The organism is Enterococcus ureasiticus (genome assembly GCF_001730285.1).
Taxonomy (GTDB): domain Bacteria; phylum Bacillota; class Bacilli; order Lactobacillales; family Enterococcaceae; genus Enterococcus_L; species Enterococcus_L ureasiticus.
Map to the genome: position 1 here is coordinate 64,762 of NZ_MIJZ01000015.1, position 20,333 is coordinate 85,094.

17 protein-coding genes and 1 other annotated feature are annotated in these 20,333 nt (G+C 37.3%); of the genes, 7 read left to right on the forward strand and 10 right to left on the reverse strand.

Annotation, left to right across the window (positions count from 1 at the left end; all coding sequences use genetic code 11):
• Positions 1 to 17: 17 nt before the first annotated feature.
• Positions 18 to 252: a binding site (T-box leader), on the reverse strand.
• Positions 253 to 550: 298 nt separating this feature from the next.
• The gene (locus BCR21_RS12960) at positions 551 to 1,801 is read left to right on the forward strand and encodes a MucBP domain-containing protein (RefSeq protein ID WP_069646889.1); all 1,251 of its coding nucleotides are present in this window, start codon (positions 551 to 553) and stop codon (positions 1,799 to 1,801) included.
• A gap of 78 nt (positions 1,802 to 1,879) precedes the next feature.
• Here the strand turns inward: BCR21_RS12960 and fitD are convergent, their stop codons facing one another.
• From fitD to fitA, 4 genes are all read right to left on the reverse strand, one after another.
• The gene (fitD, locus tag BCR21_RS12965; protein WP_069646890.1) at positions 1,880 to 2,845 is read right to left on the reverse strand and encodes an iron chelate ABC transporter substrate-binding protein FitD; all 966 of its coding nucleotides are present in this window, start codon (positions 2,843 to 2,845) and stop codon (positions 1,880 to 1,882) included.
• Between the two features lie 109 nt (positions 2,846 to 2,954).
• The gene (gene fitC / locus BCR21_RS12970; RefSeq protein ID WP_069646891.1) at positions 2,955 to 3,713 is read right to left on the reverse strand and encodes an iron chelate ABC transporter ATP-binding protein FitD; all 759 of its coding nucleotides are present in this window, start codon (positions 3,711 to 3,713) and stop codon (positions 2,955 to 2,957) included.
• Positions 3,710 to 4,678 (reverse strand): iron chelate uptake ABC transporter family permease subunit FitB, encoded by a 969-nt coding sequence (gene fitB, locus BCR21_RS12975; RefSeq protein WP_069646892.1) that lies wholly within the window; start codon positions 4,676 to 4,678, stop codon positions 3,710 to 3,712. Before fitB ends, fitC begins: the two co-directional genes overlap by 4 nt.
• Positions 4,675 to 5,622 carry an iron chelate ABC transporter permease FitA gene (fitA, locus tag BCR21_RS12980; RefSeq protein ID WP_069646893.1) on the reverse strand — a complete coding sequence of 316 codons (948 nt, stop codon included), beginning with the start codon at positions 5,620 to 5,622 and terminating at the stop codon, positions 4,675 to 4,677. Before fitA ends, fitB begins: the two co-directional genes overlap by 4 nt.
• A gap of 494 nt (positions 5,623 to 6,116) precedes the next feature.
• Between fitA and BCR21_RS12985 the strand changes: the two genes are divergently transcribed.
• Positions 6,117 to 6,566 carry a YueI family protein gene (locus BCR21_RS12985; protein WP_069646894.1) on the forward strand — a complete coding sequence of 150 codons (450 nt, stop codon included), beginning with the start codon at positions 6,117 to 6,119 and terminating at the stop codon, positions 6,564 to 6,566.
• A 15-nt stretch (positions 6,567 to 6,581) separates the two neighbouring features.
• Positions 6,582 to 6,989 (forward strand): hypothetical protein, encoded by a 408-nt coding sequence (locus BCR21_RS12990; RefSeq protein WP_069646895.1) that lies wholly within the window; start codon positions 6,582 to 6,584, stop codon positions 6,987 to 6,989.
• A gap of 65 nt (positions 6,990 to 7,054) precedes the next feature.
• Here BCR21_RS12990 and gshAB read toward each other — a convergent pair whose 3' ends face one another.
• Entirely contained in the window at positions 7,055 to 9,328 is a 2,274-nt protein-coding gene (gene gshAB / locus BCR21_RS12995; protein WP_069646896.1) for a bifunctional glutamate--cysteine ligase/glutathione synthetase, read from the reverse strand.
• Positions 9,329 to 9,554: 226 nt separating this feature from the next.
• On the opposite strand from gshAB, the gene BCR21_RS13000 reads away from it, so the two are divergent.
• A complete protein-coding gene (locus tag BCR21_RS13000; protein WP_069646897.1) occupies positions 9,555 to 10,049 on the forward strand; it encodes a cysteine hydrolase family protein in 495 nt (164 codons plus the stop codon).
• Positions 10,050 to 10,246: 197 nt separating this feature from the next.
• Positions 10,247 to 11,125, forward strand: a complete 879-nt coding sequence (locus BCR21_RS13005) for a YitT family protein (protein WP_069646898.1) — start codon at positions 10,247 to 10,249, stop codon at positions 11,123 to 11,125.
• 473 nt (positions 11,126 to 11,598) lie between these two features.
• Here BCR21_RS13005 and BCR21_RS13010 read toward each other — a convergent pair whose 3' ends face one another.
• Positions 11,599 to 11,982 carry a winged helix-turn-helix transcriptional regulator gene (locus tag BCR21_RS13010; protein WP_069646899.1) on the reverse strand — a complete coding sequence of 128 codons (384 nt, stop codon included), beginning with the start codon at positions 11,980 to 11,982 and terminating at the stop codon, positions 11,599 to 11,601.
• Positions 11,983 to 12,137: 155 nt separating this feature from the next.
• Here BCR21_RS13010 and BCR21_RS13015 point away from each other — a divergent pair, with 155 nt between their 5' ends.
• Both BCR21_RS13015 and BCR21_RS13020 read left to right on the forward strand, forming a co-directional pair.
• Positions 12,138 to 12,980: an aldo/keto reductase gene (locus BCR21_RS13015; protein WP_069646900.1), complete on the forward strand. Its 843-nt coding sequence runs from the start codon at positions 12,138 to 12,140 to the stop codon at positions 12,978 to 12,980.
• 23 nt (positions 12,981 to 13,003) lie between these two features.
• Positions 13,004 to 13,798: an SDR family NAD(P)-dependent oxidoreductase gene (locus tag BCR21_RS13020; RefSeq protein ID WP_069646901.1), complete on the forward strand. Its 795-nt coding sequence runs from the start codon at positions 13,004 to 13,006 to the stop codon at positions 13,796 to 13,798.
• A gap of 64 nt (positions 13,799 to 13,862) precedes the next feature.
• On the opposite strand, the gene ftsY is transcribed toward BCR21_RS13020, so the two are convergent.
• Genes ftsY through rnc form a run of 4 tightly spaced genes read right to left on the reverse strand, consistent with a single transcriptional unit; the run spans position 13,863 to position 20,245 of the window.
• Positions 13,863 to 15,095, reverse strand: coding sequence for a signal recognition particle-docking protein FtsY (gene ftsY / locus BCR21_RS13025; RefSeq protein ID WP_069646902.1), 1,233 nt, complete (start codon positions 15,093 to 15,095; stop codon positions 13,863 to 13,865).
• On the reverse strand, positions 15,096 to 15,923 hold the full coding sequence (locus BCR21_RS13030; RefSeq protein WP_069646903.1) for a Cof-type HAD-IIB family hydrolase: 828 nt from the start codon (positions 15,921 to 15,923) through the stop codon (positions 15,096 to 15,098).
• A 27-nt stretch (positions 15,924 to 15,950) separates the two neighbouring features.
• Complete coding sequence (smc, locus tag BCR21_RS13035) at positions 15,951 to 19,529, reverse strand: chromosome segregation protein SMC (RefSeq protein ID WP_069646904.1); 3,579 nt, start codon at positions 19,527 to 19,529, stop codon at positions 15,951 to 15,953.
• 23 nt (positions 19,530 to 19,552) lie between these two features.
• On the reverse strand, positions 19,553 to 20,245 hold the full coding sequence (gene rnc / locus BCR21_RS13040; RefSeq protein ID WP_069646905.1) for a ribonuclease III: 693 nt from the start codon (positions 20,243 to 20,245) through the stop codon (positions 19,553 to 19,555).
• Positions 20,246 to 20,333: the final 88 nt, after the last annotated feature.

Sequence of the window (20,333 nt, forward strand, 5' to 3'; positions counted from 1 at the left end):
AAAAACTCTCATCCTAATAAAAGGACGAGAGTTTCAACTTTCGCGATACCACCTTCAATTGACTTACATAATAAGCCCACTCTTTCAGTACGAACATACTGAGGCGCTATAACAGGCGCACCTGAATTGATCTTAACGTGTTCAATCAATTTGTTCAAAGGCCATTTTCTTTTCCATATTCACTGTCTCTTCCCACCAAACGAGACTCTCTTTGAGTTATCTGAAAAATACTTTCCTTATCTTCACATTTAATTTTAATAGATAATGTATTATATGGATTGTAGCATAAAATTTTAGTGAGAGTCAACAAAGATTTTTATCCATGTATTTAAATTACCATATCCATATAGCCTTCGATAAAGACTTGTAAACGCTCTATTTCTATCACTCTCCTGTGTCAAAAAAAATTGACACTTGAATTACAATCTATTACTTTGTTCTCTATTTCTTATAAAATAATGTCTTTTTTTGATAAAAAGCTCATACTTGATAATGGTATACTTTAATTGGTATCAAAATGATTTGATACTATCTAGGAGGAGAAGGGAAAATGAAAAAAAACAAAAGATTTGCTAGTTTAGCATTGGTTACTTTACTAGCGCCTACATTATTGAATGCACAATGTGCACTTGCTGAAGAAACACCATCAGCTCCATCAGAGCAACAACAAGAGATCGTTCCTGAAAAAGAACAGCCTGAAGCTGAAAAAGAGGTTGAACCTGAGAAACAAACAGAATCAGAAACTAAACCTGAAACACCGGTAGAAGAATCTAAGCCTGAAAACAAACCAGAAAAAGATCCTACAAAAGAAGAAGCTAAAACTGAAACTGAAAAAGAATCAGAAAAAAAAGAACAACCTAAAAAAGAAAAAGCTGCTACGAATGTAACAGTGACTGTTAGTCTTATAGATCAGACAACGGGCATTATTCAAAATCTTCCTATTACTGGCGAAGTAGGCACAACAACAAATCTTGAATTGCCTCTTACAGCTGGAAAGTATGAATTTGTTTCTACTTCCGATGCACTGGCAATCCCAATTGCAGACGCTACTGGTCATTTAGGCTTACAACTAACATTCCCAAGTTCTGCTACAGGTAGTTATGCTATTTCTGTTACTGTTAGACAACTTGCTGGAATCGTCGGCGGAAATGTCTTTGTTCTTCACCTGGATGACTTAGGTAACGAACTTACACAAGCAGTGACTGTTTTAGGAGGATTTGTTGGTGAAACTTATACGACTGAACCAAAAAATATTCCAGGTTACACGTTAGTCGAAACACCTCTTAACTATACAGGTACATTTACAGAAACTGAGCAATCTGTGACATATCGTTATGATCGCGTACAAACAACAGTTAGTGTAGTTTGTGTCGATGAAAACGGTGTACCATTAGGAGATGTTGTTTCCCAAGCTGGTAAATTTAACGATACATTCACTATTACTGCACCTGAAGTGGCTGGTTATGAATATTTAGGAATTTCTCAAGCAACTTATTCAAATCCTTCCACAACATTCAGTGGAACATATGGTTTAGAAGATCAAAACTTTGTTGCTACGTATAGAAAAATAGTTGAAGTACCTGCTACACCTGCTGACCCAACACCAAATATTCAAACAGCAGCAATACCTAACCTATTAAATCAACTACCTGTTAAAACAGAAACTCCTAAAAAAGAGCATAAAAAATTACCTGAAACAGGTGAAACTGAAACTAGCTCATTCGTAGTCTCTATGGGTGTAACTTTAATTGCAGCCGTTTATTTCACTAAGAAAAAAAGAGAAGATCAATTTAGCTTATAATCAGTTTTTGATACTCTATTAAAAATCGGGACATAGGTCATTATCCGACCTATGTCCCGATTTTTTATTTAGTAAAGATTACTTCAACGCCTTTTTTACATCTTCAATCATCAAGTGCGTAGACTCTAATCCACCACCACTTAGGTACCAAACATCAGGTTGTAAAGAAATAACTTTACCATTTTTGCCAGCGTTCGTTTGTTTTACCAATTCATTATTTTCTACATTATCATTCGTATCATCGCCACCGATTGCTTTCGTACGGTCAACAACAAACAAGATATCTGGATTTTTTTCTAAAACATATTCATAAGAAACGCTTTGGCCATGAGTTGATGCTTCGATGGCATCATCTGCTTGTTTAAAGCCGAATGTATCATGAACAATTCCGAAACGAGAACCTGTACCATACGCTGAAAGTTGTCCTTCATTTACCAAGACAACCAACGCTTTTTCATCACTAGCTTCAGCTTTTTCTTTAACATCTGCAATTTCTTTTTCTAAATCAGTGATTTTTGTCTTCGCTTCATCTTTTTTATCGAAGATTTCAGCTAACGTTTCGATGTTTTTCTTCGTAGAATTCCATGTGTCTTTAGCATCGACTGATAGATAAATTGTTGGTGCGATTTTGCTTAATTTATCTTGGAAATCTCGTTGGCGTCCAGAAATAATGATCATATCAGGTTTCATTTGGTTGATTTTCTCTAAATCAGGCTCTTTGATTCCACCAGCTGATTCTACTTTTTTGTAGTCAGCTAAATACTCTGGTAAATTCTTTGTTGGAGCACCAACAACTGTATCACCAACCCCCAATGCGTCCATTGTATCCAATGAGCCATTATCAAAAACAACGACTTTTTTAGGATTTTTAGGTACTTCTATTGAACCATTTGAATCGTTTACTGTGATTGTTTTTGCTGTATCTGAACTTGATTCTTTCGAAGCTGAACCATCTGTCGCTTTTTTCCCGTTGTTACCACACGCACCTAAAGTAAGCAGTGCGATCATTGATACCGTTGCAATTGCTAAAAATTTCTTTTTCATTTTATTTCCCCCAGTTTAATTAATGTTTTTAAATTTTTTTCTACAATAGATTAAAGTGTTTTTTCTGCTTTTCTTGTGATCTAGCTTCGAGCGTTAGCTCTCAGCTTTTCTAGTTAAAATACATACAAAATCTTTTTCCTTCAATTTCACAAATTCGGATGTTCATATCATAAAGTTTATTCAAAACTTCGGATTGAATAATGTCATCTGTACTACCATGAGTAAATAACCGACCATCTTTCATTGCTACGATCTCATCTGCATAACTAGCTGCAAAATTGATATCATGTAACACAATTACCACTGTTTTGCCAAATTCATCGACTAAGCGACGCAGCGTCTGCATCATTTGAACCGCAAAGTTCATATCTAAATTGTTTAAAGGCTCATCCAATAAAATATAATCCGTATCCTGAGCTAAGACCATGGCAATATACACACGCTGTAGTTGCCCACCTGACAAAGTATCAATTAAATCATCGGCCATATCCAACAGTCCTAGATTTTCCATTGCTTCTTCAACTTTTTCATGATCTTCTTTTTTCAAACGCCCTTTACTATAAGGGAAACGTCCAAAATTAACTAACTCTCGAACCGTGATTTTAAGATTGATACCATTTGTTTGTTTTAAAATCGATAACTTTTTAGACAGTTCGCTTTGTTTCCACGTCTTTACTTCATTGTGATCTAAATAAATCTCACCAGTATCTTTTGGAATCAAGCGGCTCATCATTGAAAGCAGCGTACTTTTCCCTGCCCCATTTGGACCGATAAAAGCGGTCAATTTTTGTTCTGTGATCGGCAATTGAACCTCTGAAACTACAATCTTTTCACCATATCTTTTTGAAACATTTTTGATTTCGATCATCTACGCTGCTTCCTTTCACTAATAATCTTTCCGACAAAATATACACCGCCGCCAAATTCGATCACAATACTTAACGTCGTATTCAGCTGAAACACTTGCTCTACAAGAAACTGTCCAAATACTAACAAAAGGATGGACAATAAACTACCGCCTAAAAATAACTCACGATGTCTATATGTACCCATTAACTGATAGCTCATATTGGCAACAATAAATCCGAGAAAGGTCACAGGCCCCACCAAAGCCGTCGATAATCCTATCAAACCACTGATCACAGTCAATAACACAAACTGAAATCTCGGAACATTGATCCCTAAACTAGTTGCTTGCTCATTACCTAAATGCAAAACATCTAACGCATGACTTTTGAACCATAAAAATCCCACTAATAACGTGATCAAAATCCCGGCAATCAACAGATGCTGACTATTCACATTCCCAAAACTAGCAAATAATTTACCTTGCAGCAAATCATATTCATTCGGGTCCATCACAACTTGCAGGAACGTACTGATACTATTGAAAAAGGTCCCTAAAATAATCCCGATCATTAATAATAAAAACAGATCGTTACCACCTTTTTCCAACAAGAAACGAGACAACATAATACTCGCACTCACCATCAATAAAACGTTCAAAAGAAATGTAGTGATTGTTTCATTACCTAAAAGCTGCTGTCCACCTAAAAAGAAAAACAACAAGGTCTGAATAAAAACATATAATGAATCCAAACCCAAAATATTCGGCGTTAAAAAATGGTTCTGCGTCATCGTCTGAAAACTGATCGTTGAAAATGTTGCAGCGATCCCCACAAAAATAAAAGCCAGTAATTTTTTTCCTCTAAGCTCTAAAGCAAAGGCCCAATTTCCATAGGTTTTATACGATAAATACAAGGCGCAAACCACAATCACCGCAATCAACAATAAACTAATTTTTACCGCTGCTGACTGGAAGAATTTTTTCATGCTGTTTTCCTCCTCATCAATAATGCGATAAAGATAAAGCTTCCAAGTACGCCAACAACCACGCTGACCGGCACTTCATATGGTGCAATCACGACACGCGCTAAAACATCACACGCTAATAAAAAGATACTTCCGCCGACCGCTGTGATCGCCAGTGTATTTTTCATATGATCGCCATATCGCATCGACACTAGATTAGGAACGATTACACCTAAAAATGGAATATTTCCTACCATAATCAAGACAACCGCACTAGATAACGCAACAATCCCTAAACCGAATAATTGGATACGCTGATAATTCAACCCCAGATTCGTTGCCATATCTTCACCCATACCGACGACTGTAAAGCGATACGCAAAAAGATACGTGATGATCAATAACGGAATCGTCAGATAAAGTAGTTCATAATTCCCTTTCATCACGGTAGAAAAGTTCCCTTGTAACCAAGAAGACATATTTTGAACCAGTTGGAATTGATAGGCAAAAAATGTCGCCACCGAACCTATAATATTCCCAAACATCACACCGATCAGCGGAATCATTACTTGATTTTTTGCTGGCAAAAACCGTGTTAAATAAATAAAAATCAATGTACCGCCAAAAGCAAACAAGAATGCGATAAAGGATCGAAATAATAACGGCGCACTGGGGAAAAAAATCATCACGACTAAAATTCCTAAACGTGCACTATCCATCGTACCTGCTGTACTTGGCGAAACAAATTTATTCTGTGTTAAATGCTGCATGATCAACCCAGAGATACTAATTGTACTCCCGGCAATCACCAAACTAATCGTTCGGGGCAGCCGCGTTGTTAACAATACTAATTGTTGCTGTGAATCCCATTGAAATAATTGTGTCAGAGAAATATCTTTCACCCCGACAAAAATCGATAATACAATCAAAAGGAGTAAGAGAACAAATAGGCCTATTTTTTTCATATACTTGCTCCGTTTTTCTACTTGCTGGAATGAAAGCTTCTAAAGAACTAAGCGAGCTTGCTCAACTTTTCTCTTTGTCTAGCTTTACAGACTAGCTCCTCGGAAAAAAGATAAAACCTGCTCGTGCCCAAAAGCGGCACAATCATGTTTTCCTATTTTTCTGTCGGTGCTGAACGAGTCTGTTCAACTTTTCTCTTTGTCTAGCTTTACAAACTAGTTCTTCGGAAAAAAGATAAAACCTGCTCGTGCCCAAAAACAGCACAATCATGTTTTCCTATTTTTCTGTCAGAACTGAGCGAGCTTGCTCAGCTTTTCTAATTGAGAATGATTTTCATTCTTACTTATTAGTCTATGCGAAATTACTAATAAAAGCAATACCTTTTTAGCTTTTGTTCATTCTCAATTAGCGAGTAAATTCAGTTCTTTCAGGTGTTTCCTGTTTGTTCTATGCTATAATTTGAAGTAAGACTATATGGAAGCAGGTTAGATAATTAATGGCACAAGATGACTTACAGAAACATTTAGACAATGCAATGTATGGCACCCCGCTACTGAAACCAGAAGAACAGCGCAAATACATGGGAACTTTCCGTGAAAGATGTTACTTGACGATGAAGATTACACAGATGAAAAATACTGAAGATAAAGCAAATTTCTTAAAAGAACTGACACAGCATCCTGATGCTGCTGTCCTATTGAACGGCGCAATGGCTATTGATCTGCAATCGGCTTATATCAAGTTGATCAATGAGCGGAAAGTAAAATTCACCGTGGTCAATGACTTTGTTGAGAATACGCCAGATGCTTTAGGTTTAGTTTTAACTGCAAAAGAGGCAGTAAATGAAGAAGTTATCGATATTGAAGAAAAATATCCGAAACAAGCTGCTTCAGCTGTTCAAACAGAGCAACCTAAAAAAAGTTTTTGGCATAAATTATTTCATTAAATAGGAGGAATTATCATGGTAGAACCACATTTATTGAAACAAGATTTAGCTGATGCATTGAATGTCCATATCAAATTATTACGCGAAGTAGAACAAATCGAAGCGGATCACATGGATGCTTTTACGTTTATGATGCGTAGCTTTGGTTTTATGCTGGATCGATCCCCGAAAGTGCTTTTGGGATCTGATGATGAAGAGTTGAATTATATGATGTTTCAATATTATAGTTTGTTGACTGAACTTAAATATAATTTGATTTTGAATTATCCTTATGCTCATTTGCAAGGTAAGACAATGAGCGATGTGGTCGCTGTGTTTCCAACAACTTATGAACGTGAGCTGAAACAATGGTGGGAAGAGAAGACTGGATTGGAAGTAGAAGAGACGAAACAAACAATTGCGATTAAAGAATTAGAATATTAAGAACGCCATTTTATGATAACGAAATAGAAGCTTGAAATCTCATGGATTTCAAGCTTCTAATTTTGTTATTTCTCCAACAGCTCTGGATACAACATGTTCAATACATCCATAGTTAGCTGACGTCCTTTACCCGAATGCGGATATGCATGCATATGCATCGCTGGGTTAAAGTTTGCTTCTATAATCCCATATGTTCGGCTATTCTTCATTCCTTTGACCGATTTATCAGGAATGATCAAGTCAATTCCGCAGATTTTTGCACCTAAAGCTTGAACTGCTTCAACAGCAATTTGTTTGTAGCTTTCGTCAAAATTGTCCGTTACGTCGATTGAATCGCCACCAGTACTAACATTGGAGTTTTCACGTAGATAGACGATCTGATCTTTTTCTGGAACAGAGGTCGTCAATAGATTCTGCTCTTTTAACATCAAACGCTCGACATCCCCCAACTGAATCACCTCTAATGGCGAACGGTGATTCGTTCCTCTTAATGGATCAAGATTCTTTTCTGCGACTAACGCTTCAACCGAACGAATCCCATCACCGACAACATTAGCTGGCACACGCAACATGATTGCCCGCACTTGATCATCTAAAACGAAGAAACGGTATTCTGTTCCTGGCATAAATTCTTCGATCAAAACAGCTGAATCTTCTTTAAAAGCTAATTTCAAGGCTTCTGTATAATCAGCTAAAGATGCTCCTTCTTTAAAAATAGTGATTCCAAGACCATAATTGGTTGTCTTAGGTTTGATGACAAACGCTTTTTCTGAATATTTTACATACGCTTGTTCTGCTTGCTCTATTGCATCAAACTCATCTCCACCTGGTACGGTAAAGCCAGCTTCTGCCAAAACTTTTTTAGTGACGGTCTTATTCTCCATAATCAAAGGAACAATGTAGCTATCTTTACTCGTCATATTCGCATTTTTAACGTATTCGATATGATCATTGTGTTTGAGTTTTAAAAATTGTTCTGCTTCATCTAATATCTCAACTTCCACACCTTTTTGAATGACGTCAAACAAAAACAACTGCGTAGAGAGCTCCATATTTCTAAAACCAGCTAATTGATAAGGATGTTCAAACGCCATCCCTTGGTATTCTTTTCCAAAAATGATCCCTAATTCTTGATTAGAATTGCTTTCAATGATTGTCCACATCTTTCCGGCAATCGTTAAATCTGGTGTTCTTAGCTGAGCTCGATGGACTTCTAATGATTTTTTCGCTCTAAACAGCCCTAAAGCTTCGATCATTTCATCCATTTCAGCAAAAATACGATCCCCTTCTGCCAAAAGTTTTACCTGAGCAAACGGATGTCCCAATGCGACTTGTTCATTTAAGAAGTCTCCTGTCGCTACCCAATCATTCGGCGCTTCTTTTTCGTCCGTCCATAATAAATACAACATAAACAAATGAATAAACTCAAGGGCCTCTTCATCCACACCAAGTGGCGCAAATGGATTTAAATCCAGATTTCTAAGTTCGATGTAACGAACACCAGTCTTAGGCAAATCAGCCATTTGTTTACCGCCACGTAATCGAACAGCCGAATAAAATTCTTTTTCTTCTGATAATATGCCATTTTCAACCATCCGATGAATATCTGTGATGTACTGTTGCAAAGATTCATAGGATACTTTGACATTTTCATTGTTTTTGTAGCCAAATGCACTGTTTCGCAGACTTCTGACGGGCTCCTTCGGTCGTTCCTCACGCTCAGTAAAGTAACCCGACTCACTGACAGGAGAAGCACCAAATAAATACGTAATCAGCCAACGGTAACGCAAATAGTTACGTGAGACTTTCATATATAAAATATTTTTGAATTCTTCAATCGTTTCGTACTCTGTTTGCGCTGAGAAAAGCTGTTGGACCAACTCGATATCGTATTCAAAATTAAAATGAATACCGCTGACCATTTGTTTACGTTTGCCATATTCTCTTGCTAAGTAGCGACGATATAAAATCCCATCATACTGTTCTAGTTTGGCAATTTTTATATCTTCATCTTTTAGCGGTAATTTTGGCGGCATGCTTAGCGGCCAAAGCATCTCATGTTTATTCATCGAACGCAATGCTACATCATGAATGGCTGCCAGATAACGCATCATCTCATTGATAGAATTCGCCACAGGTGTGATTAATTCCATTTGCGTTTCGCTAAAATCAGTTTGAATATACGGATGATATGTTCGATTCCCCAAAACTTCCGGATGATCTGTCTTTGCTAGCTGACCATCAAATGTCGTGCGCTGACTTTCTTTTTCTAATCCAAATCGTGCAGCCATAACATACGGACGTGCATTTTTTTGCTGTAACAACTCTTTAAATTTCATACTGTCGCCTTTCTTCCCTGTTATTATTCCATTACTCATCATTATATAGAAAAAGAGAAGCAAAAAGAATATTTTAGCTTAAATTTTGTCAAAAAGAAAAAAAACTTCCTTAATTGGTAAAAAAATAGGTCTTTTAGATTTTTTATTCACTAAAGTATATCCTTTCAAGTCATTTGACTTCATTGTATACTAAAAAGAAAAATAATTAAAAGCCGAGGAGCAAATAATGAAGAATAAAGCCTTGATAGTGATCGATCTCCAAAAGGGTCTAGAAAATTTTGGTTCTGGATTATTTCGTCTTACGGATATACTAGAAGGTGTAAACCAACGTATTACAGATTATCGAAATAACCATCTACCCATTATATTTATCCAGCATGAAGATTGCGATCTTGTTGTCGATAGTCCCAACTGGCAATTATTTGATGAACTTGATGCTAGAACTGAAGACTTCTACATCGGAAAAACGCATGCCAATTCTTTTTTTCAAACAAAACTAAAAGAACTGTTAGATGAACTTTCAGTCACTGAACTTGAATTTTGCGGCGCTCAAACAGAATATTGTGTTGATACAACCATCCGCATGGCTCACGGTTTAGGCTATACTTGTTTTATGAAGCGTGGACTGAGTACAACGTTAAACAACGATTTGTTAGGCGCCCAAACGATTATCCAGCATCATGAAAATCTATGGGATGATCGTTTTTTAACTTTTATTTGAGGAAATAGAGACTGTTTTTCAATTCTCTCTAATTTTACCATATTCATCGGCTAAAAAATTAAAATTATCTCATGATATCTTCAAGTCATTCGTGATAGTATAACTAGGGGATATTTGTTGAACTTTTTTATTTTGCTCTTATTTTCTGTTCAAAGTGGAAATACCCCATATTCTATGAAAATGGAGGAACATTTTATATGAAATTTACGAAAAGACAAATCCAAGATACATTATACGTAACAATTGGTTCTTTTATTTTAGCCGTATCGATCAATTCGATTTTATTGCCAAATAAAATCGTGGCTGGTGGTGCCAACGGAATTAGTGTGGTAATCAATTATCTATTTGGGATCAATCCGGCTTTAGTTTTATATGCGATCAACTTACCTTTATTACTTCTTTGCTTTTTGCTACTTGGAAAAGAAGTTGGGATCAAAACAATTTACGGTAGTTTGATTTATCCTTTTTTTGTGGGAATCACAACGCATTTACCTGTGCTCACCCATAATATTTTTCTCGCAACGATCTTTGGTGGTCTTTTGACTGGGATTGGATTAGGGTTAGAATTCAGAGGGAATGCTTCAACGGGGGGAACAGCGATCCTCTCTCAAATCGTTAATAAATATTTTAAAATTTCACTAGGTGTGTCTATTTTGTTTGTGGATGGCATCGTGATTTTATCAGCGCTATTTGTTTTTAATACTGATACCGTACTATTCTCTCTGATTTGTTTATATCTTATCGGACGTGTGGTGGATATGGTCCAAGTCGGTTTCGTTCGTTCTAAGAATGTTCTGATCATTTCTCCAAAATATGCGGAAATCAAAGAAAAAATCTTAGTTGATATGGATAAGGGATTAACAATGATTCCGATCGAAGGTGGTTATCAAAAAAATCCAAGTATGTTGATGATGACTGTTATCAGTGAAAAGGATTTTGCTAAGATCAAAGAGAACGTCATGGCAATTGATGAGGAAGCGTTTATTGTTTCAATGAATGCGAGTGAAGTTTTTGGTCGAGGGTTTAGTTTGAAAAAAATTGCGGAAGATTATGGGATTGAAGCGAATAATTTGTAATCAGAAAAGCGGAATGCGACAGTTTGCTGTTTAGCAATCTAATAAAAATAAATTTTTCATTCTATTATGCACAAAATTCGTTCTCGATGATATAATTAGTTCCCAAAAAGACATGAGGTACACTAACTCCCTGAAGAGTTAGGATCTTCTGGGGGGTTTTCGTGGGCTAAGGCCGCCATATTTTGTTTCACTTCTTCTTTTTGGTATTTAGCCAATACTCAAATAAAGAGATTAATACTCCTACAAGAAGTGGGCAAAAAAATGCTAACAGCTTGGTACACCTCCATTCAGTCGCAAGACTGGCGGATAGGCGACATAGTAAAATACGCTGTTTTGTTTCAATCGCATTATTCTCATTATTGGTGGAGATATTGCGAGTCAATCCTATTTTTATACTATAAAAATTAAGCATACTAAGATCATTGTGTTCATCCAATAATCTTAGTATGCTTATTTACTATTCAATTGTTGGTTTATCTCTTTTGGTCATCACAATTTAAACTAATTGCTTCACCACTATCAATCAAATGCTCCGCATGTGTCTCTCCCCAAGAACAAAGTAAATCGAGAATTTCCCCTAATGATTCGCCATATTCACTTAAGCTATATTCAACTTTTGGAGGAATTTGGTTATAGGACTTTCGATCAACAATATTATCTTGCTCCAATTCCCGTAACTGTTGCGTCAACATTTTTTGCGAGATATTCGGTATCGCTCTAAGTAATTCACTTGTGCGCATGACTTGATGCCTCAAATTGCAAAGAATAATCGGTTTCCATTTACCGCCAATCACATCCATTGTGACTTCTACCCCTATATTATATTTTTTTTCGACTGTTGTTTGGACTGTTTCCATACATGCACATCCCTTCATGAGTTATTTAACCAAATAAACGCATAAAAATCAATTAATTACTTTTAGGTATGTATAGAACTTTAAAGTACGTACTATTCATTTGAACTAGTAGCTGTTACGATAGATTTACTTTAAAAGCGAAAGGAAGATGAGCATTGATCCATTCATTAACAGACACAATTCTATTAAACAATAAGGTAAAAATGCCAGGATTTGGTCTAGGCGTATTTCAAGTAAGTAATGAAGAGACTGTTTTATCTGTGCAAAAAGCAATCGAAGCGGGTTATGTAAGTATTGATACTGCACAAATTTATGGCAATGAAGCAGGTGTCGGCGAAGGTATCAAGCATGGTCTAGCTTCAACTGGGAAAAAACGTAACGAGTTGTTTGTCACAAGTAAAATTTGGAATCATGGGTTAAACTATGATCAAACGATTGCAGCCTTTAACGACAGTTTAGCCTCATTAGGATTGGATTATTTAGATCTTTATTTGATTCATTGGCCTGGAGACAACGAATTTTTAGAACCTTGGTCAGCGTTGGAAGATTTATATCTTAGTGGGAAAATCAAAGCGATTGGCGTTAGTAACTTTGAAATCCACCATCTAAAAACACTCCTTGAAAAATCGAGAATCACACCGACAGTCAATCAAGTCGAACTTCATCCCAGAATGGCCCAAAAAGAAGTTCGAGCATTTGCAAAAGAAAAAGGAATCCAGACTGAGGCTTGGTCCCCTTTGATGCAAGGCCAACTATTAGAGGATGAAACAATTTTAAAACTTGCAGAAAAATATCAGAAATCAGCAGCTCAAATTATTTTAAGATGGCATGTCCAAAACGATATTATCGTTATTCCAAAATCGGTCCAAGAAGCGCGTATCAAAAGTAATGCAGCGATTTTTGACTTTGAACTAGCAACAGAAGATTTAGCTATGATCGATCAATTAGACAATGGAACCCGAGTCGGTCCTAATCCAGATACATTCTTTTTTGAATAACGTTTAGTGAGGAGATAGGCATCATGGAAATGAATATCAAAGGAAAAACAGCATTAGTCACAGGTTCTACTAAAGGAATCGGTAAAGCCATTGCGATTGAATTGGCTAAAGAAGGTGCAAATGTCTTGATCAATGGTCGTAATGAACAAGAAGTCACAGCTCTCGTTAAAGAACTAAAAGAACATTTTCCAGAAACCACACCTCGATCCGCTGTTGGCGATATTGTCTCACCAGAAAATTGCCAATTATTATTCGATACATTTCCTCACTTAGATATTCTTGTTAACAACATGGGGATTTTCCAACCAATGGCATATGAAGATATTGAGGATGAAACTTGGGAAAAATTCTTTCGGACAAATGTACTCGCTGCTAACTCACTCGTCAAATTCTATCTACCAAAAATGTTAAGTGCAAACTTCGGTAGAATCATTTTTATTGCTAGTGAAGAAGCAGTCATGCCTTCTGGAGAAATGCCACAATACAGTATGACAAAAACCATGCAGCTTTCTTTAGCCAAGAGTTTGTCTACGTTAACAAAAGGAACGCAGGTAACGGTCAATACGATCATGCCTGGTTCTACAATGACAGAAGGCGTACGTGATATGATCGAAAAAATGTATCCTGATCCAGCAATTACCTTAGAAGAAAAAGAAAAATTATTTATGGCAAACAACCGACCGCTCTCTCAAATTCAACGCTTGATCGATCCAAGTGAAATCGGACGTTTAACTGCATTCATCAGCAGTCCTTATGCCACAGCTTTCAGCGGCGCAGCGATTCGAATGGATGGCGGTATGGTCCCAACAATATTTTAACGAATTAAAAAACCTTTTGGAAGTCTACTCATAAGTAGTCACTCAAAAGGTTTTTGTTGTTTCTTTAATCTTCGACTTTTAGTAAGCCTTTAAACAATCCAATTGCAAAATCATTTGCATCAAACGGTTCTAAATCATTGATTCCTTCACCTAATCCAACTAATTTCACTGGTAAATGCAGCTCATTGCGAATCGCTAAGACGATCCCACCTTTAGCTGTACCATCCAATTTAGTTAAAACTAAACCAGTGACATCTGTCGTTTCTTTAAATTGTTTCGCTTGTGACATCGCGTTTTGCCCAGTTGTTGCATCGACTACAAGTAATACTTCATGCGGTGCATCTGGCAATTCACGTTGAATCACACGCTTGATTTTTTCTAATTCGTTCATCAAATTGACTTTATTTTGCAAGCGTCCTGCTGTATCCACAAGCAAGATATCCGCATTCTCTGTCTTCGCTCGTTCCACTGCATCAAAAACAACCGCTGCTGGATCTCCACCCGCATTGCCTCGAACAACTTCGACACCAGCACGTTCGCCCCAGACCACTAACTGATCGATGGCACCGGCTCTAAAGGTATCTGCTGCTGCTAACAAGACTTTTTTTCCGTCTTGCTTGAACTCGTGCGCTAGTTTACCAATACTGGTTGTTTTCCCTACTCCATTAACACCAACAAAAAGCATCACTGTTAGTCCATTTACTTGAATATTCAAAGCATTATTTTCTTCGATGCCTTCTGCTTCGTACAAATCAACCATTTTTTCAATAATTGTATTTTGAACTGCTGCAGGTTTTTTCACATTACGAAGTTTTACTTCTTGACGTAAGGATTCTGTGATTTTTATTGCTGTATCAAAACCAACATCGGCACCAATCAAGGTTTCCTCTAGTTCTTCAAAGAAATCTTCATCAACTGAACGGAAATTAGCGAATAACTCATTCAAACGTGCGCCAAATGTTTTTCGCGTTTTTTCTAACCCTTTTTCATACTTTTCTTGTACAATGATTTCTTCTTGTTCTTCAATCACTTCAGGCTCAACGAGTTCTTCTGTTTGAACAACTGGCGTTGCCGTAGTCAAAGGGGCAATTTCCGGTTCTGTTTCTGGTTCTTCCGTTGGTGCTTGTGTTGATTCTTCAGGAAACTCTTCTTGTACTTGTTCCATCGGTTCTTGTTTTTCTTCTGAAACTTCGTCTCTTTCCACAGGTTCTTCTAGTGTTTGATCGGTTTCAATTTCAGCAGGTTGCGCTTCTTTTTCGTTCATAAAGGCTTTTTTTATTTTATCGAAAAATCCCATTTAATTCCCTCCTCTCAATGGTTCTAAGACAAATTTTTCAACGGCTTGTGCAACACCGTCATTGTCGTTTGTATCTGTGATCACGTCTGCCAAACTTTTCACTCTAGGAACAGCATTTTCCATCGCTACACCAAGTCCCGCATATTCGATCATCGGTAAATCATTTTCTTCATCGCCGATCGTCATGATTTCTTCTTGCTTGATTCCCAAATCTCTGGCTAGTAATGAAATCCCATATGCTTTCGTAATTCCTTTAGGCATAAATTCTAGTAAATTACTTCTAGTTTTGATGATTTCATAACGATCGTAAAACGGGCTAGGTATTTTTTTGATTTGCTCGTCTAAATAAGTTTGATCAACTGCAATAACGGCTTTATTGTAGATTCTATCCGTAGTCAATTGCGCTAATTCGTAAGATTCATAGGTCAGTAATTTATTTAACTGGCTATATAACGATTCATGATCCTGTGTTGTTGGTAGCTGCAACACAAGTCCATCAGATAAAATATCTAAAGGTACGTTCAATGATGTAGCTAATTCAAACAAATCATGGACATTTTCTAAAGGCATAGAGGCTTTTTCAATGATTTCACCTGTATCATTTTTTTGAACCAAACCACCATTGAAGGTGATGCTGTAATCGCCATTGTCCCGCAAATTCAACGCATCTAAATAAATACCGATTGCGGCTAACGGTCGTCCTGTACAAATGACGATTTTAACACCTGCAGCTTTTGCTTGTGCCAGTGCTTCTTTGTTTCTGGCAGATATTTCCTTTTTACTATCTAAAAGTGTGCCATCTAAATCGATAGCGACTAATTTAATCAATCTATCTTATCCCCCAATCCTATACAACTAAGCTTCAGCGACGATGGCGCCGCCTTCTTTGACTTCTTCTAAACGAACAGAAACAATTTTCGACACACCTGACTCCTGCATTGTAACACCATACAATACATCGGCAGCTTCCATCGTTCCCTTACGGTGCGTTACCACGATAAACTGTGTATCGTCTTCAAATTCACTTAAATAATGACCGAAACGCGAAACGTTCGCATCATCTAAAGCGGCTTCGACTTCATCCAAGACACAGAATGGAACGGGTCTAACACGAATGATCGAGAACAAGAGCGCAATCGCTGTTAACGCACGTTCCCCACCGGAAAGTAGGCTCAGATTTTGTAATTTTTTACCTGGAGGTTGCGCTTCGATCTCTACCCCAGTATTCAATAAATCTTCTGGATTCGTCAAAATCAGCTCTGCTCGACCACCACCAAACATATTCGGGAACACCACTTTAAATTGTGCACGAATCGCTTCAAAGACTTCACTAAAACGAGCTTTGACTTCTTCATCCATCTCACCCATTGTTTCGAACAACTGCTCTTTGGCATCTAACAAGTCATCACGTTGAGACACTAAAAACTCATGACGTTCATTGACTTGCTCGTATTGTTCAATCGCATTGAGATTGACTGGTCCTAGGCGTTCGATATCACGTTTCAAGCGTTTGACTTCGATTTTGGCCTGCTCTTTATCGATTGTTAGTTCATAATCTTCATTCGCACGTTCAAAGGTCAAACTGTATTCTTCTTGTAAGTATTGCAAAGAGTTATCTAGTTTGATTTCTGAACGGTTTTTTTCGACTTCGATCTTAGTTTGTTCCGTCAATAAATGTTGTTGCTGTTTATTTTCTTCTGCTAGACCAGTGTCGATTTGATCAACTTGGTCTTGTAATTGTTGACGAGCGGTTTTGGCTTCTTGAATGCTTGTTTGCAGCTGGTCTTTTTTCTCGGCTAGTTGTTCTAGTTGAACCGCTAAGCTTTCTTCTGTGACCAGATGATCCGTTGAATGATCATTTAATTGTTGTAATTGTTGACGTAAAGCTGTTTCTCTTGCTAAGAATTCATCTAACTGGGTTTGTTTTTCTGCTACTTGTTCCGTTAGATGAGCCAATTGTTCCGTTACAACAGCTTGGTCTGCTTGGACTTGATTGAAACGTTCAAATGCTTCTGCTCGCAATGTTTCCATTTGGCTAGCTTCTTGGTCGACTTGTTTCATTTCTTGGTCTAAACGCTCTTTGGTTGCATTCAGTGCTTGTTGTTGTTCTGTTAATTCTTCTTTTCTTGTTTGATACTCGGTTAAGAATTGATGCAATTCACGGGCTTCAAATTCGAAAAGACGTTGTTCTTTCGTTAAACGAGTGATCGTTTCTTCTTGATTTGCCAATTTATTTTGTAATTCCTGCTGTTTCAGGCGGCTTGTTTCCCCAGTTGAACGCAATTGTTCTAATTTTTCATTTAGTTCTTTAACTTCTTCGGTCAACTGTTGCACTTCTTTTTCGTTGACTGTTAATTGTTTTTCAACACGTTCCATTTGTTCAGTCAGCGTTTGAAGTTCTTGGGTTTGAGAGAATAGACTGCCTTGATTGCCTCGCTTATTGGCACCACCTGTCATTGAACCTCCAGAGTTCATGACATCGCCATCTAAAGAAACAACACGATATTGGTAGTTTACAGCTTTTGCTAATTGATTGGCGCTTTCTAACGTTTCTGCTAATAAGGTCACACCTAAAAGATTTTGGATTACATTGCTGACATCCTCTGAAAAGTGGACTAATTCGCTGGCAATTCCTAGAAATCCTTGAACATTGCTAACTCGATCACGAACTGCACTAGAAACGGTTCTTGGTTTAATTGTCGTCAGTGGTAAGAATGTTGCTCGACCGCTATGTTGTTGCTTTAGGAATGTAATTCCTGCACGACCATCTTTTTCCGTTTCTACGACCACATGTTGAGCGGCTCCACCTAAGGCTGTTTCGATTGCCAAAGTATATTCTTTCGGTACATCGATCAATTCGGCTACTGCACCGACGATTCCGGTTAATTGGTCTTTGTGTTTTAAAACTGCTCGAACACCTTGATAAAATCCTGAATAATTCTCTTGGATTTCTTGTAGGCTTTTTTGGCGAGCTTTAGCTTGTTGGACTTGGTTCATAGCTTGGTACATATTTTTTTGTTTAATAGCCAATTGTCCTTGTTTTTGATCCAATTGTTGCTTCAATTGCGTGTATTGCTCTCTTTGGTTTGTTAAAGATTGATCTGATTCAGATAAGGCGGCTTCCAGATTTTCTTTATCAGCCAAGGCTTCTGTCATTTGTTTTTCCAGCGCTTCATGCTTTTGAATAGATTGTTGATTTTTAGCTGTTTCTTGTTGATACTGACGTTCTAAATATTTTAGATCGTTGGTCGTATTGGCTTGTTCTTGCATGACTTCAACGTATTGGCTACGCAATTCTTCTAGTAATTCTTTTGACGATTTGCTGTATTTTTCGACTTCTAGCTCTGATGCTTTGATTGCTTCAACTAATGATTCACGTTGGGCTTTTTTCTCAGTGACTTTCGCTTGTAAGTCTTGGACTTCTTCACGATAGCGAGTGATTTTCTCCGCATTTTCTTCTAAAGATTGCTGATATTCACTGGTTGTTTGCATCGTATGTTTTGAGCGTTCGACTAGGACGTTTTTTTGTCCTTCGGTTTGTTTCAACGCTTCTGTAATTTGTAGAAGCTGTTGTTGTTCCGTTTCGATTTGCTCATCCAATTTGTTGCGTTTGCCGCGTAGTTGGAATAGCTCATCTTCTGAATCACGGATTTTTTTGCTGGCAATCTGTAACTTTCCCTCGATTAATGCAAGTTCTGCTGTTTTGATTTCCCAGACTTCTTTTGCTGCTTCGATTTCTGTTACGGTTAAGCTAACATCAATTTCAGTTAGGCTCTCTTTAAGCTTCAAAAACTCCTTGGCCGCTTCGCTTTGTGCAGCTAGAGGAGTCAGTTGATCTTCTAATTCATAGATGATATCTTGCACACGACTTAAGTTATCTTCTGTTTCAAACAGTTTTTGTTCTGCTTTTTTCTTACGTTGTTTGTATTTCAAAACACCCGCTGCTTCTTCAAAAATACCACGTCGGTCTTCAGGTTTACTATTAAAAATTGCTTCGACTTTCCCTTGTGAAATAATCGAAAATGATTCTTTTCCTAAACCTGAATCCATAAATAAATCGTGAATATCTTTCAATCGGCAGGCTTGTTTATTGATATAAAAATCACTTTCACCTGTTCTGCGATAGCGACGCGTCACACTGATTTCCGTAAAATCTAAAGGTAAAAAGTGATCACTATTATCTAAGACAACCGTTACTTCTGCAATATTTAATGCTTTACGGCCTTCAGAACCTGCAAAAATAATATCCGGCATCTTACCGCCGCGAAGGCTTTTAGCAGACTGCTCACCCAAGACCCAGCGAATCGCTTCGGTGATATTACTTTTTCCACTGCCGTTAGGTCCAACGACAGCTGTAACACCATTTTCAAACTCTATAACGGTTCGATCCGCAAAGGATTTAAATCCTGCGATCTCAATTCGTTTTAAATACACGAATAAAACGGCTCCTTCCAAGCTTACTCAGGATTTTGTTTCAGCGCTTTTTCAGCGGCATCCTGTTCTGCTAATTTCTTCGACTTCCCAAAACCCGTTCCAATCATTTTATCGTTGACGTAGACTTCTACAAAAAAGATTCGATCATGGGCTGGTCCTTCTTCATTGACTAAGCGGTATTCAATGGTAACATCACCTTGACGTTGTAGGACTTCTTGTAAATGTGTTTTGTGATCCATCTCATGTGAAAAAGCACCGGCATCGATTTTTGGAAAAATGACTTCTGCAATAAATTTCTTGACCGCATCAACTTTTTGATCTAAGAACAAAGCACCTAAAAAGGCTTCGAATAAATCACAAAGTAATGCTGGACGTGTCCGTCCGCCAGAATTTTCTTCTCCTTTGCCTAGAAGAATATATTGGTCAAAATGACATTCTTTCGCAAATTTGGATAAACTATCTTCACGAACGATTGCTGCTCGCATTTTCGTTAATTTTCCTTCTGGCATCTCTGGAAATTGTTTATACAAATATTGAGAAACCAATAATTCTAAAACGGCATCTCCTAAAAATTCTAATCGTTCATTGTCAGATAGTTTTAAGTATCGATGCTCATTCACATAGGATGAATGGGTAAAAGCTTGTTCTAATAGGTTGACATCATGGAAAACAATGCCGTAACGTTCTTTTAATTCTGTAGTTAACTGATTGTCCATTTGCTACATTCCTTTAAGTTTATTTACAACCTTCTCTATTATACTTTTTTTTGCGGGATTTTTAAATGGTTAGGGAGGAATTGCGCTA